Genomic DNA, 13,669 nt, shown 5'->3' on the forward strand with positions numbered 1-13,669 from the left:
GACCATGCGCGGTGGGACCGGTCGCGTTCGGTCACCCGGTCGCGCGGGCCTTCATCCGGTCACGACGGCGACATCCCCGCACCGGGGGACCGGTACGGGGATGTCGGGTGTCGTGCTCGGGTCAGTCGGCGGTCGCCTCGGCCGGCGTACCGGCGGCGGAGCCACCGCCACCACGACGGCGCCGGCGGCGGCGCGGCTTCGGGGCCTCGCCCGCGGCGGCGGGGGCGTCGGCGGCCTCGGTGGTGATCACCGCGGTCGGCTCGCCCGAGACGGTCTCGCCGGCGCGGCGACGCCGGCGGCGACGCGGGGTGCGGGTGCCCTCCTCGGCGGCCTCGGCCGGCGCGTCGGCGCCCGGCCCGCCGGACTCCCCGGTGGCGCGGCCCTGGCGGCGCTCGCCGCGACCGCGGCCGTCGCCGCGCCGGGAGCCCCGGCCCTCGCCCCGGCGGGACCGGCCACCGCCCAGGTCCTCCTCCACCTCGGCCGCCAGGCCGGCGCGGGTGCGCTCGGCCGTCGGCAGGGTGCCGGTGACCTCGGTGGAGATGTGCAGGTCGGTGTAGAGGTGCGGGGACGTGTGGTACGTCTCCGGCGGCTCCGGCATCTCCAGGCCCAGCGTCTTGTCGATGATCCGCCAGCGGGGCATGTCGTCCCAGTCGACGAAGGTCACCGCGACGCCGCTCGCCCCGGCCCGGCCGGTGCGACCGATCCGGTGGGTGTAGGTGTCCTGGTCCTCGGGGCAGTCGTAGTTGATCACGTGCGTGACACCGCTGACGTCGATGCCCCGGGCGGCGACGTCGGTGGCGACCAGGGTGTCGATCTTGCCCGCCCGGAACGCCCGCAGTGCCCGCTCGCGCGCGCCCTGCCCGAGATCGCCGTGCACGGCGGCGACGGCGAAGCCCCGGAAGTCGAGGTCCTCGGCGACCCGGTCGGCGGCCCGCTTGGTGCGAGTGAAGATCATGGTCAGCCCGCGACCCTCGGCCTGCAGGATGCGGGCCACGATCTCGATCTTGTTCATCGAGTGGGTGCGGTAGGCCAGCTGCTCGGTCTGCGGCGACGGCCCCGTCTCGGCGGTGTGACCCGCGTGAATCGTCACCGGGTGGCGCAGGAAGCGCCGGGAGAGGGTGACGATCGGGTCGGGCATGGTCGCCGAGAAGAGCATCGTCTGCCGGTCCTCCGGCAGCATCGCGAGGATCCGCTCGACGTCGTCGAGGAAGCCCAGGTCGAGCATCCGGTCGGCCTCGTCGAGGACCAGCGCGTGCACCCGGTCCAGGCGCAGGTGCTTCTGCTTGGCCAGGTCCAGCAGGCGGCCGGGGGTGCCGACCAGGATCTCCACGCCCTTGCGCAGCGCGTCGACCTGCGGCTCGTAAGCCACACCGCCGTAGATCGGCAGGACCCGGACGCCCCGCGTCCGGCCCGCGGCGGCGAGGTCCTTGGCGACCTGGATGCCCAGCTCGCGGGTGGGCACGACGACCAGCGCCTGCGGCACGCCGTCGCCACCCTCCTCGGGCGCGAAGACGCGCTCCAGCAGCGGTACGCCGAAGCCGAGGGTCTTGCCGGTGCCGGTGGGCGCCTGGCCGATCAGGTCGGTGCCGCGCAGCGCGATCGGGAGCGCGTACTCCTGGATGGCGAACGCGCGGGTGATGCCGGCCGCGGCCAGCGCGTCGACGGTCTCCTGACGCGCGCCCAGCTCGGCGAAGGTGGGTGCCTCCGGACGCACCGGAGCGGTGGCGGCCAGCTCCTGGCCGTCCATGAGTTCTTGGGTCAGCTCGCTCATATGGATTTGGGGGTGCCCTCTCGTGGGTGCGCCCCGTCATGTCCTCAGGGCGCGATCGGTGTGGCGCGGGCCACACGGTCGGCGGCAGAACGCCTGGCCGGACCGGGCCGCACGCGCGCCGTGGAGTCGGACTTCGATGGGACCGACCGGTCTGTTGGACCGGCCTGGCCAGCTCGGCGCCCACGGCAACTGCTCCATGTTACCTGAACAGCACGCCAGTCGTCCTGATTCCTGGCGCAGGTGGCGCGCCCGGGGGCATCGGGTGTGACCCGCGTCACTCCCCCCGGTCGGTGCGGGCGGGCGGTAGCCTGCGCTCGTGCCCGACCCCGACCAGACCGGCCCTGCCGTCCCGGACCCGCCCGGCGCTGCCGTTTCGGCTCTGTCGGCCCACGTCGTCCCGGACCTGCCCGACCCTGCCCGCCCGACCCCGCCCGACCCCGCCGTCCCGGATCTGCTCGGCCTGGTCGCGTTCGGCGAACTGCTCGCCTTCGAGCGGATGGCCGTCGACGCCCGGCTCGCCCCCGACCTGCGCCGCCGGGCGGCCCTGAGCGAGATGGCCGCCGCCGAGATCGGCAACTACCGTCGACTGGCCGACCGGCTCGCCGCGCTCGGCGTGCTCCCCGACGATGCGATGGCGCCGTACGTCGCGCCGCTGCAGGCGTACCACGACTCGACCGAGCCGCGGGACTGGGCGGAGGCGGTGACCAAGGCGTACGTGGGCGACGCCATCACCGACGACTTCATCCGGGAGATCGCCGCGGCCCTGGCCGAGCCGGACCGCCGGCTCGTCCTCGACGTGGTGCACGACTCCGCGTACGCCGACTTCGCCGTCGCCGAGATCCGGGCCGCCATCGCGGCCGACCCGAAGGTGGCCGGCCGGCTCTCGATGTGGGCGCGGCGGCTGGTCGGGGAGGCCCTGTCGCAGGCCGGTCGGGTCGCCGCCGACCGGGGCGCGCTGACCGCCCTCATCGCCGGCAGCGACCGGGTGGACGTGCAGGGACTTTTCCGGCGGCTGACCGACGCGCACACCACGCGGATGGCCGCCGCCGGGCTGAACAACTGACGCGCGGGCGACTCCACCGCGACTGGCGCCAGGAAGCCTGCCGCTCGACGACCGACGCACCGGCACACGGAGTGCCGGGCGAGTCGGCGTGCCGGGCCGGGCCGGCGGGGTCCGCGACGGGCGACGTCGTCACCCGTCGCGGGCTGCCGACCGGGTCAGCGGACGGTGAAACCGACCGCCCGCGGCGACGCCTCGGCGATCTCGACGTAGGCGACCTTGTTGACCGGCACGATCACCCGCCGGCCCTTCTCGTCGGTCAGGGAGAGGGTGCCCTCGTCCTTGGTCATGGCGTCGGTCACGATCTGCTCGATCTCGGCCGGCGACTGCGCGCTCTCCAGCACCAGCTCGCGGGGCGCGTACTGCACGCCGATCTTGACCTCCACAGTGCCTCCTCGTTCGGGCGAAAGAGCCGCCGAGGGGAAGGCTATCCGATCTCGCGCCCCGATGCTCAGGCTGACTCACCTTGCAGCGGGAAGCTGGCGATGCCCCGCCAGGAGAGCGCGGCGACCAACGCCTCCGCCTCCGCCTTGGGCACCTGCCGGCCGCCGGCCAGCCAGAACTGCGCGGCGGTCTCGGCCGCCCCGACCAGGCCGGAGGCGAGCAGCTCGGCGTGCGCCCGGCTGACCCCGGTGTCGGAGATGATGGTGTCGGTGATGGCCGCGATGCAGCCCTGCTCGACCCGCTCGACGCGCTGCCGCACCGCCGGGTCGTTGCGCAGGTCGGACTCGAAGACGAGGCGGAACGCCTCGCTCTCGTGGTCGACGAAGTCGAAGTACGCGCGCACCGAGGCGCCGACCCGCTCCTTGTTGTCGTTGGTGCCGCGCATGGCCTCGTCGACCTTCGCGAGGATCGCGTCGCAGTGCGTGTCCAGCAGCGCGAGGTAGAGGTCCATCTTGCCGGGGAAGTGCTGGTAGAGCACCGGCTTGGAGACTCCCGCCCGTTCGGCGATGTCGTCCATCGCCGCCGCGTGGTAGCCCTGGGCGACGAACACCTCCTGAGCGGCGGCGAGCAGTTGCTTGCGGCGCGCCGAACGGGGCAGGCGGGTGGGCCGGCCGGCTGTCTGTGCACCGTTCCCCACAGCGGTCATGGGAACCTCCGAGTTTCTTCGTACGAGCCGGCATTTCACCCGAACCGGTCTGGGCTCATGGCCCGTCGCGGAATTGGCCCGCCGCTGTAACTTATCGCCACTGTCACCACACGGTAGCCTCAGCGGGGGCGACCAAGGAGCGCGCGGTGAGTGAAACAGGGCAACCCGGTGCCGCCACCCCGGGAGAGCACGGCGACGGGACGGGTCAGCAGGACGACCTGGGCCGGGCCGGCGGCGGGTGGGCGCCCTCGGCGGCCGGATGGTCCCGGGGTCAGGAGATCTCCGGGGCCCGCGAGCAGGCCTCGGCGTGGGGTCCGCCCGACCCGGGTCTCGGCTGGGCCGCCTCCTCGCCCCGGCACGGCGACCTGCCGTCGCCGCTGCCCGGTCCGCCGGCCGCACCCGAGCCGCCGGCCCGGGCCAACGGTCACCACGTCAACGGCGTCAGCCACGCCGACGACGCGCCGGTCGGCCGCCAGGCCCCGGTGAGCGCCCCGCCCGGCATCCTCGGCGAGCAGCGCCGCGACCCGGGAGGCGACCGGCTGGTGGTGCCCGCGCAGCGGCCGGCGCCCGCGGCCGAACAGCCGTCGGACCCGCAGCACGGGCCCGCCGAGCCCGAGACCGGCCCCGCCCGGCACTCCTCCGCGGACCCGTCGGCCGGCCGCCAGCCGCGCTGGGCCGACCCCGGCCTGCCGACCTCGGCCCCGCCGGCCATGCAGGTCCCGCCCGTCGGCACGGCGGCCAGCGGCTTCGAGGTGCCGCCCGGCTTCCACGCGCCGACCGTCGACCGCCCCGCCGCCGAGGAGCCCTCCCCGGCCGCCGGTGCCACCGGCTGGGCCGACTCCTTCCCGCCGGAGCCGCCGGCCCCCGCCCCCCGCCCGTTCCCGCCGGCCGGCGAGCGCCCGCCCGCGCCCGAGGCCTCGGCGGGCGACCGACCGGCGACCGGCGACCGGCTCTCCGGCGTCGACCGCGCGCTCGGCGCGGAGCGCGCCTTCCGGCAGGAGTACGGCTCCGACCCCGACCGTGGCCCGGTCGCCGGGCAGGACCCCGCGCCGGCCCCCGCCGAGCAGGCCGGCACCTCTGGTGCCACCGGCCCCGACCGCGTGCCGGGCGTCGAGCAGGTGGCCGCGGAGCACGCGCCGGGCGCCGACCGTGGGCCCGGTGCCGGCCGGGAACCGGGCGACTCCCGCGCGTCGGCCGCCGAATGGCCACCGGCGACCGAGCCGGACTGGTCCGGCCCGAACTGGAACCGGCCGAGCTGGGGCGGCGGCTGGGCACCCCCCTGGTCCCGTGAGGAGAGCGAGCCGGCCGGCCGCCGGGCCTGGGACGAGCCCGCCACCACCGGACGCCGGTCCCGGGCGGAGGACGAGCCGGTCGGCCGCCGGGCGCGCGAGGAGGACGAGCCCGTGGGCCGCCGGTCCCGGGAGGACCGGGCGCCGGGCTGGACCGCAGAGCCGCACCGGCCCTACGAGCCGCCGCGCGCCGAGCCGCCCGGCCGGTCCTACGAGCCGCCGCACGCCGAGCCGGGCCGCCCCTACGAGGTCGGCCGGACCGAGTCCGCGTCGCGCCCGGCGTACGAGCCGCCGGCCGATCCCGCCGACCGGGCGGCGTCGCCCGCGGCCGACCGCTCCATCCCGGTCCCTGCCGAGCGACCTGCCTGGGCGGGCGGGGGGCCGTCGGGCGCGCCCGCGAGCGCGCCCCCGGCTGCGTACGACCTGGCCGGCCCGGTGGAGGGCACCGCTCCTGCGCCGGCCGGGGACGAGACCGCGGGCCGGACGGCCCGGCCGTTCCGGCTCCGGTCGGTGAGCGAGGAGCGGCCCCCGGTGCCGCCGGAGGCATCAAGCGGCCCGCAGGCCGCCTCCGCTCCCGCCGCCACGAGCGGGCCCGGGCGACGTGACCGCACCCCGTCCGCGCCCGCCCCGACGAGCGCACCTCCCTACGCGGCCCGCCGATCCGCCCCCGAACCGGCGTCAACGGCCGAGCCGGCCGGCGACGACCGGCTCCCGGACCGTTCGTCGGCGGTGTTGCCGCAGCGCGTCCCCGCCGAACCGGACGTGCCCGTCGTGCCGGAGCCGCCAGCCGTGGAGCCACCCGCCGAAACCCCGGAACTCGCCCGCATCGCCACCCATCTGCGCCGCGACGACGAGCCCGCACCGCTGCGGGAGCGGCCGGAGGGCTTCGACGTCAACGCGATCCTCGACGCCGTACGCGGGGTGGCCGGCGTTCGCGACGCGGCCCTGCGCCGCACCCCGGCCGGCGCGCACAGCCTGCGGCTCGACCTGGCCGACGGGGCCGACCCGGCCGAGGTGAGCCGGCAGGTCGCCCGCCTGCTCCAGGAGCGGATGGGGCTCGCCGCCGCCCCACAGAACGTGCCCGGCATGCCGGCCGCCCCGGTGCGCCGCCGGTCGGCCGAGCCGCGCGCCGCCGAGACCAGGTCGCCGGGCTCCGCCGGGCCGCGGAGCGCCGAGCCGCCGGCCGCCGAGACCCGGGTGCCCGGCAGCCGCGCGGCCGGCAGTCCGACCGAGGCCCCGCAGGCCCGCGTCGAGCAGCGTCCCGAGGCGGCGCCGGAGCCCCCGCGCCGGCGCCGGCAGTCCACCGCCCCGCACCGGGGCCGGGCCACCGTGGAGGAGCCGGGCTCGGTGTCGGCCGCCCCGGCCGGGACCCCCACCGGCAGCCCGGCGACCGTCGGCACGTCGTACTCCGGCGGGCAGGTGACCACGACGGAGTCCGCGCCGTCCCGGCCGTTGGACACCGGCGGCGCGGCCGGTCCCCGGGTGGTGATCGACCACGTCCAGGTGAGCACCTTCGGGCTCGACGCCACCGTGGAGGTGCGCCTCGTAGCCGGCGGGGAGAGCGCCGCCGGCTACTCGACGGGACCGGCGGTCGACGGGTACGTGCTGCGGCTCTGCGCGGTGGCCGCCGCGGCGGCGGTGGACGAGCTGCTCCGCGGCGGGGATCCCGGGCCGGAGCGGGGCCGCTGCTTCGTGGAGCACGCCGCGGTGGTGCCGTTCGGCAACTGCGAGGTGGCCACGGTCGTGGTGCTGCTCGTCTGCGACGGCTGGGTCGAGCAACTCGTCGGCTCCGCGCTGGTCGCCGGCGATCCCCGGCAGGCGGTCGTCCGGGCCACCCTCTCCGCGGTCAACCGCCGGATCGAGGCGCTGCTGGCCTGAGCGCGCGGGTGCGGCCCGACGCGCCGGGGGAGCGGTGCGTGCCGCGAGCGGCCCGCTCGCGGCGCGGGCACGGTCCGAACGCTGCCGGGCGGCGCGGGCGCGGTTCGACGCGCTGCCGGGCGGCGCGGGCGTGGGCAGACTGGAGGGATGAAGCGCGCCATCCTCTGGCCGGACCATCTCCTCCCCGAGCACTCCGTCCCGCCGCCCTGGCCCGGGCGCGAGGTGCGCCTCGACGGCACCGTGACGTACGTCCGGGACACCCCGGCCACCGCCCCCGGCGCGGAACCGGCGCTCTACGTGCACGGCCTGGGCGGCTCGTCGCAGAACTGGACCGACCTGGCCGGCCTGCTCGCCGACCGCCTCGACGGGCAGGCCATCGACCTGCCGGGGTTCGGCCGCAGCGAGCCGGGGCGCCGCTACACCATCCCGGCCTTCAGCGAGCGGGTGATCCGCTGGATCGAGCACTCCGGCCGGGGGCCGGTGCACCTGTTCGGGAACTCGTTGGGCGGGGCGATCTCGGTGCAGGTGGCGGGGCTGCGGCCGGACCTGGTCCGGACCCTGACCCTGATCTCGCCGGCTCTGCCGTTCCTCGACTTCCGGCGCTCGTTGCAGGGTCGGATGCTGCCGCTGCTGGCGATCCCCCGGGGCGAGCGCCTGGCCGCCCGGCAGCTGGCCAAGCTCGCCCCCGAAGTGATGGCCCAGCAGGTCATGGAGGCGTGCATCGGCGACCTGAGCCGGATCAGCGAGCAGCGCCGGCAGGAGGCGCTGGAGGAGATCCGGGTGCGCTACGAGGCCGAGCACTACGCCGCCGCGTACGTCCGGACGTTCCGCGGCCTGGTCTCCAGTTTCCTGCGGTCGTACCTGCCGGGGTCGGGATCGCTGTGGCGGCTGGCCGGTGTGGTCCGGGCGCCCACGCTGGTCATCGGGGGGCGGCACGACCGGCTGGTGGACGTCCGGGTGGCGCCGCAGGCCGCGCGGGTCGTCCCGGACAGCCGCCTGCTGATGCTCGACGGCGTCGGGCACGTGGCGCAACTGGAGGTGCCGCGCCTGGTCGCCCGTGCCGTGCTGGGCCTGCTCGCCGAAACGGGGGACACCGCGAAACGGTCCGACATGGCAGGCTGACCGGGATGTCCTCCGCCCGCCGCCGCCCCGCCCCGCCCCCGCCCCCGCCCCGGGGCCGGCGGGCCGCAGCCTCCGCCGGCGGGCGTCGGCGCTCCACGGAGCGGGCGCCGGCCGCCGTCCAGGGCCCGGACCTGTCCCGTCCCCGGCACCGCCGGCCGGCCCGCCGGCGTCGCCTCGTCGAGCTGGTCGCACTCCTCCTCGCGGTCGGCGCGGCGGTGGCGGTGGTCGCCGACCGGCGGGGTGCCGACGTCGGCGCGGAGGTGCTCACCGCCGAGGAACTGGCCCCCGCGCCGGCGGCCGCGCCGGTGTCCGCCTCGCCGGTCCCGGCGTCGCCCGCCGCCGCGGCCACCACGCCCCCGCCGCCGGTGCTGCGGCTGCCCGGGCCGGTGCCGTCGGCGGGCCGGGGCAGCTTCGGCTACGACGACCGGGTGCGCCCGGTGCTGGGGGAGGCCGGCAGGCTGCACCGCTACCGGGTCGCCGTGGAGTCGGGCTCCGACGAGGACGCGGGTGAGTTCGCGGCGGCCGTCGAGGAGGCGCTCACCGGGCCGGGGAGCTGGGTCGACGGCGGGCTGCGGTTGCAGCAGGTACGCGCGGACGCCCGGCACGACTTCACGGTCTACCTGGCCACCGCCGCCACGGCGGGCCGGATGTGCGCGGCGGGCGGGGTCGACATCCGGGTGGGCGGGCGGCCGTACACGTCGTGCCGGGCGCCCGGCAAGGTGATCATCAACCTGGACCGTTGGCGGCTGTCGGTGCCGCACTACGTGAGCGCCCGCGTGCCGCTCGCGGTCTACCGGACGTACGTGGTGAACCACGAGGTCGGGCACCAGTTGGGGCACCGGCACGAGCGCTGCCCGGGCAGGGGCCGCCCGGCGCCGGTGATGATGCAGCAGACCCTCTTCCTCAACGGCTGCGTCGCCAATCCCTGGCCGTACCGCGACGGTCGGCGTTACGCCGGGCCGCCGCTCTAGCCGCCGCCGGCCGGACAGCGGGGGCAGGAGCGCCCACCGGTGCCGGGTGTCGACGGCCTGGACTGGCCGTAGCCAAACTGCGCTAAAAGCGCGGAAATGGCCAGATTCGCGTGGGACGCTCAGGTCATGACGTCGTCGTCCCCTTGCGACCCGCCTGGTCCGCCGACCCACCGTCCGTCGCCGCGACCCCTGCCCCGGGGCCGCCGCCTGCCGGCCCTGCTCCGGGACCGGCGCACCCTCGGGACCGGTCTGGCCCTGCTGCTCGCGGCGGCCGCCGTGGTGACGCTGGCCCCCCGGCCCGACGGGCAGGCCGGCGAGCCGCCCACGAGCGACCCGGGCCGGCCGGCGTACGGGGCGGCGGCGGGCGAGCACGAGCAGCGCCCCACCCCCACCCCCTACCCGCGGGAGGGCACGGGCAGCTTCGACGCCGCGACCGGGGACTCCCCGGTGCGGGGCACCGCCGGGCCGGTCCGGCGCTACCGGGTGGCCGTGGAGTCGGGCACCGGCCAGGACGTCGTCGCCTTCGCCGCCACCGTCGACGAGGTGCTGGGCGACCCGCGCGGCTGGACCGCGTCGGAGGAGTTCCGGGTGCAGCGGGTGGCCGAGGCGGACGACGCCGACTTCACCGTCTACCTGGCCACCCCGGACACCTCGGAGCGGATGTGCGCGGAGGGCGGGCTGAGCACCGACGGCTACACCTCCTGCCGGCTCCCCGGTCAGGTGATCATCAACCTCGCCCGCTGGCTGGAGGCCGTTCCCGACTACGGGGCGCCGCTGGAGATCTACCGCGCCTACGTGATCAACCACGAGGTGGGCCACGAGTTCGGCGGGGAACACCAGGCGTGCCCGGCCCCGGGCGAGCCGGCGCCGGTGATGCAACAGCAGACGTACGGACTGGACGGCTGCGTCGCCAACGCCTGGCCCTACGTCGACGGCTCGCGCTACGAAGGCAAGCTGGTCCCCGGGATCTGAATATTCCCGCTCCCGCAGTTCGGGCGACGTGTCCCTCCTCATGGCCGACCGGCCCCATGACGGGCGACAATGGCTCGGTTCGCCATCAGCCGATCCCGGGGAGTCCACCGTGTCGTTGCCCCCGCTCGTCGAGCCCGCCGCCGAGCTGACCGTTGACGAGATCCGCCGCTACTCGCGCCACCTGATCATTCCGGACGTCGGGGTCGAGGGGCAGAAGCGGCTGAAGAACGCCCGGGTGCTCTGCGTCGGCGCCGGCGGTCTCGGCTCGCCGGCCCTGATGTACCTGGCCGCCGCGGGCGTCGGCACCCTCGGCATCATCGACTTCGACACCGTCGACGAGTCCAACCTCCAGCGCCAGATCATCCACGGCGTCTCCGACGTCGGCCGCTCCAAGGCCGAGTCGGCCGCGGCGTCGATCCGGGAGATCAACCCGCTGGTCGACGTGGAGATCCACAACACCGCGCTGGACCGGGACAACGTCCGCGACATCTTCTCCCGGTACGACCTGATCGTCGACGGCACGGACAACTTCGCCACCCGCTACATGGTCAACGACGCGGCGGTGCTGCTCGGCAAGCCGTACGTCTGGGGGTCGATCTACCGCTTCGACGGCCAGGCGTCGGTGTTCTGGGCCGAGCACGGCCCCTGCTACCGCTGCCTCTACCCGGAGCCCCCGCCGCCCGGCATGGTTCCCTCCTGCGCCGAGGGCGGGGTGCTCGGCGTGCTCTGCGCGTCGATCGGCTCGATCCAGGTCAACGAGGCGATCAAGCTGCTCGCCGGCATCGGCGAGCCGCTGGTCGGCCGGTTGATGGTCTACGACGCCCTGGAGATGAGCTACCGCAAGATCAAGGTCCGCAAGGACCCGAACTGCGTGCTCTGCGGCGAGAACCCGACGGTCACCGACCTGCTGGAGGACTACGAGGACTTCTGCGGCGCGGTGTCGGTGGAGGCGCAGGAGGCGGTGGTCGACTCGACCATCACCGCACTGGAGCTCAAGGAGTGGCAGGACGCCGGCAAGGACATCTTCCTCGTCGACGTCCGCGAGCCGGCCGAGTACGAGATCGTCCGGATCCCGGGCGCGACGCTGATCCCCAAGGGCGAGATCATCTCCGGCGAGGCGCTGGCCAACCTGCCGCAGGACCGGCAGATCGTGCTGCACTGCAAGTCCGGGGTCCGCTCCGCGGAGGCGCTCGCCGCGCTGAAGGCGGCCGGGTTCCGCGACGCCGTGCACGTGCAGGGCGGCGTGCTCTCCTGGATCAAGCAGATCGACCCGTCGCTGCCCGCGTACTGACCGGTCGCACCAGAGGCCCTTCCGCCCGTGCGGGAGGGCCTCTGTGCCGTGCCGCCAGCCCCGGCACCGGGCCCGGTCCGCACGTCGCGCCGGTCGACGGTGGCTACCCGGTGGACCCGGCCGAGCCGTTTCCCGGAGGCGGAACCGACTTTTCGCAGGTAGCGTGTCCGCCGTGGTCGACATGGACGCCGCGATCGGCTTCGTCGTGGCGCACGGGGACGCGGTGGACCGCGCCCGTCTCTCCCGGTTGCGCACCGGCGCGCCGGCGCCGGTGGAACTGCTCGACGAGGCCGAGGCCGGGCAGGCGCCCGGCGGTGGCTGGCCGGCGGTGCTCGGCGGCGAGGTCGCCTCGGTCGACGCGACCTGCTTCCGCCTCGCCGAGCTGGACGACCTCGGCGCGCTCGGCCGTCCCGCCGCCCGGCACGCGCTGGACTGGCTCGCCGCCCGGCAACTGCCCGACGGCGGCTGGGAGGAGGACCCGCGGCTGGCCGGCCTGGCTCCGGAGTGGGCCCGCCCCGGTGACCCGGAGGCCCGGTTCTACCTGACCGCCAACGCCGGCTACTGGCTGACCGTCGCCGGGCTCGACGCCCGGGCCGCCGGCCCGCTGGACCACCGGGTCGGTGGGGCGTACGCCGGGGTGGTGCAGGCGGCGGCGCACGCGCTGGCCACGGCGCTCGCCCCCGACGGCAGTTGGCCGTCCTTCCTGCCGGCCGGGTGGCTGAGCGCGGCGGTGCTGCACCGGCAGCAGATGTACGACGAGTCGGCGCGCATCCAGGCGGTGCTGGCCGAGCGGGTGCCGAAGATGTCCCCGGCCGACGCGGCGTGGCTGGCTGCCACGCTGCGCCAGGTCGAGGGGAGCGAGGAGCAGTGGCTGTTCGTCGCCGCCCGCAGGCGGCTCGCCGAGACCCAGCGCAGCGACGGCGGCTGGGACAGCGACGACGGACACCAGTTCGACGTGCACACCACGCTGACCGCGATCCGGGCCTGCCGCCCGGCGGTCACTTCAGCTGGCTGATCACCAACGGCCACCAGCCGTCGGGGGTGAAGGCGGCCGGGTCGATGCTCTCCAGCACCATCCGCAGCTGCTCCGCCCGCTCGGCGCGCCCCGGCTTGCCCTCGTCCGCCTCGACGAAGAGCGCGAACTGGTAGAGGAACTCGACGAAGGTGCGGAAGTTGCTGTTCACCGGCTGCACGTCCGGCTGCTCCAGGTCGCACTGGAGGATCTCCCCGGTGCGCGGGTCGAGCACGTAGAGCAGGTCATTGTTGTCGGCCACCGCGCCGACCACGATCAGTCGGATGTCCAGCGAGCCGTCCTCGGTGGTCAGCTGGATGGTGTCGTACAGCTCGATGTCCCCTTCGAGGAAGGCGGTGAAGACCACCGCCACGTCGAGCGGGATCTCGTCACCGTCGGGAAGCATCTCGGGGGTGAAACCCCCCTCCAGCCACGCCTCGCGCGGGTACGGGATGAGCTCTTCCTCGCTCCACAACGCGGTGAACCGCGGATCAGCTGCCATGACGGTCCTTCGCAGGGTCGGCGGGTGGGTCAGGAGGACAGGCCGGCGGCGATCAGCAGCCGCCGCCAGTTGTCGGCGTACTCGCCGGCGTGCCGGCCCTTGCGCAGCCGCTGCTCGGCAGCGGCGGGACCGAAGACGACGGCCGTCAGCTCCGGGTAGCGGGGACCGAGCACGTGCTCGTCGAAGAACGTGGCGACATCGGGCGCGATGACGGTGAACTCGACGTCCTCGTCGGGGTGCTCGTACTGGTAGACGTAGGCGCTGGACTCCATGTAGTACACGTCCAGGTCTTCCCGGTCGAGATAGATCGGGTCACCGCCGCGGATCTCGGCGCGGAGGCCGGCGGGGACGCTGTCCATCTCGTAGCCGACGATCAGCGGGCTGCCCATCGGGTCGTTCGGGTTGACCTCGTCCTCCTCCCACGCCTGCGGGGTGAGGATCTCCTTCGGCGCGTGGAACCGGAAGTCGTCGCCCTCGATGCGCCGGAAAAGGCTGTAGACCTCGGCGACGCCGGGCAGGTCGGCGATCGGCTCCAGCGGAGCGGGCCCCTCGATGCGCACGCCGAAGCCGTGCTCGGCCTCCACCCGGGTGAGCAGCTCCAACTTCTCGGCGATCCGGGCGAGGACGGCGGGATCCGGCCGGGTCATGGCAGGACCTTCACGATGACCGGGGTGCCCTCGGGGACGTCGCGCAACGCCACGGAGATCTCAC

The 13,669-nt window shown here is 75.6% G+C and carries 12 protein-coding genes; 7 read left to right on the top strand and 5 right to left on the bottom strand.

Annotated elements, in window-relative coordinates:
• Window positions 1-121 precede the first annotated feature (121 nt).
• Window positions 122-1,771: a DEAD/DEAH box helicase gene (locus ACZ6O2_RS09175; RefSeq protein WP_350707154.1), complete on the bottom strand. Its 1,650-nt coding sequence runs from the start codon at window positions 1,769-1,771 to the stop codon at window positions 122-124.
• Between the two features lie 316 nt (window positions 1,772-2,087).
• Here ACZ6O2_RS09175 and ACZ6O2_RS09180 point away from each other — a divergent pair, with 316 nt between their 5' ends.
• The gene (locus ACZ6O2_RS09180) at window positions 2,088-2,834 is read left to right on the top strand and encodes a ferritin-like fold-containing protein (protein ID WP_466022504.1); all 747 of its coding nucleotides are present in this window, start codon (window positions 2,088-2,090) and stop codon (window positions 2,832-2,834) included.
• A gap of 155 nt (window positions 2,835-2,989) precedes the next feature.
• On the opposite strand, the gene ACZ6O2_RS09185 is transcribed toward ACZ6O2_RS09180, so the two are convergent.
• Together ACZ6O2_RS09185 and ACZ6O2_RS09190 are read right to left on the bottom strand one after the other, a co-directional pair.
• The gene (locus ACZ6O2_RS09185) at window positions 2,990-3,217 is read right to left on the bottom strand and encodes a DUF3107 domain-containing protein (RefSeq protein ID WP_350684773.1); all 228 of its coding nucleotides are present in this window, start codon (window positions 3,215-3,217) and stop codon (window positions 2,990-2,992) included.
• Between the two features lie 65 nt (window positions 3,218-3,282).
• Window positions 3,283-3,921, bottom strand: coding sequence for a TetR/AcrR family transcriptional regulator (locus ACZ6O2_RS09190; protein ID WP_350707158.1), 639 nt, complete (start codon window positions 3,919-3,921; stop codon window positions 3,283-3,285).
• A 1,100-nt stretch (window positions 3,922-5,021) separates the two neighbouring features.
• Between ACZ6O2_RS09190 and ACZ6O2_RS09195 the strand changes: the two genes are divergently transcribed.
• The 6 genes from ACZ6O2_RS09195 (at window position 5,022) to ACZ6O2_RS09220 (ending at window position 12,459) form a co-directional block, all read left to right on the top strand.
• A complete protein-coding gene (locus ACZ6O2_RS09195) occupies window positions 5,022-7,088 on the top strand; it encodes a hypothetical protein (protein WP_466022515.1) in 2,067 nt (688 codons plus the stop codon).
• A gap of 147 nt (window positions 7,089-7,235) precedes the next feature.
• The gene (locus ACZ6O2_RS09200) at window positions 7,236-8,210 is read left to right on the top strand and encodes an alpha/beta fold hydrolase (RefSeq protein ID WP_350707160.1); all 975 of its coding nucleotides are present in this window, start codon (window positions 7,236-7,238) and stop codon (window positions 8,208-8,210) included.
• A 5-nt stretch (window positions 8,211-8,215) separates the two neighbouring features.
• Window positions 8,216-9,181: a DUF3152 domain-containing protein gene (locus ACZ6O2_RS09205; protein ID WP_466022505.1), complete on the top strand. Its 966-nt coding sequence runs from the start codon at window positions 8,216-8,218 to the stop codon at window positions 9,179-9,181.
• Window positions 9,182-9,307: 126 nt separating this feature from the next.
• Complete coding sequence (locus tag ACZ6O2_RS09210; protein ID WP_466022506.1) at window positions 9,308-10,153, top strand: DUF3152 domain-containing protein; 846 nt, start codon at window positions 9,308-9,310, stop codon at window positions 10,151-10,153.
• Window positions 10,154-10,262: 109 nt separating this feature from the next.
• Window positions 10,263-11,444, top strand: coding sequence for an adenylyltransferase/sulfurtransferase MoeZ (moeZ, locus tag ACZ6O2_RS09215; protein ID WP_350707166.1), 1,182 nt, complete (start codon window positions 10,263-10,265; stop codon window positions 11,442-11,444).
• Window positions 11,445-11,625: 181 nt separating this feature from the next.
• Window positions 11,626-12,459, top strand: a complete 834-nt coding sequence (locus tag ACZ6O2_RS09220) for a prenyltransferase/squalene oxidase repeat-containing protein (RefSeq protein WP_466022516.1) — start codon at window positions 11,626-11,628, stop codon at window positions 12,457-12,459.
• Here the strand turns inward: ACZ6O2_RS09220 and ACZ6O2_RS09225 are convergent.
• Window positions 12,443-12,958 carry an SUKH-4 family immunity protein gene (locus tag ACZ6O2_RS09225; protein ID WP_350707168.1) on the bottom strand — a complete coding sequence of 172 codons (516 nt, stop codon included), beginning with the start codon at window positions 12,956-12,958 and terminating at the stop codon, window positions 12,443-12,445. The two genes, ACZ6O2_RS09220 and ACZ6O2_RS09225, sit on opposite strands and share 17 nt — an antisense overlap.
• A 29-nt stretch (window positions 12,959-12,987) precedes the next feature.
• Window positions 12,988-13,605 carry a hypothetical protein gene (locus ACZ6O2_RS09230; RefSeq protein WP_350707170.1) on the bottom strand — a complete coding sequence of 206 codons (618 nt, stop codon included), beginning with the start codon at window positions 13,603-13,605 and terminating at the stop codon, window positions 12,988-12,990.
• Between the last annotated feature and the right edge of the window lie 64 nt (window positions 13,606-13,669).

It is taken from the genome of Micromonospora sp. NPDC048040 (genome assembly GCF_055587185.1).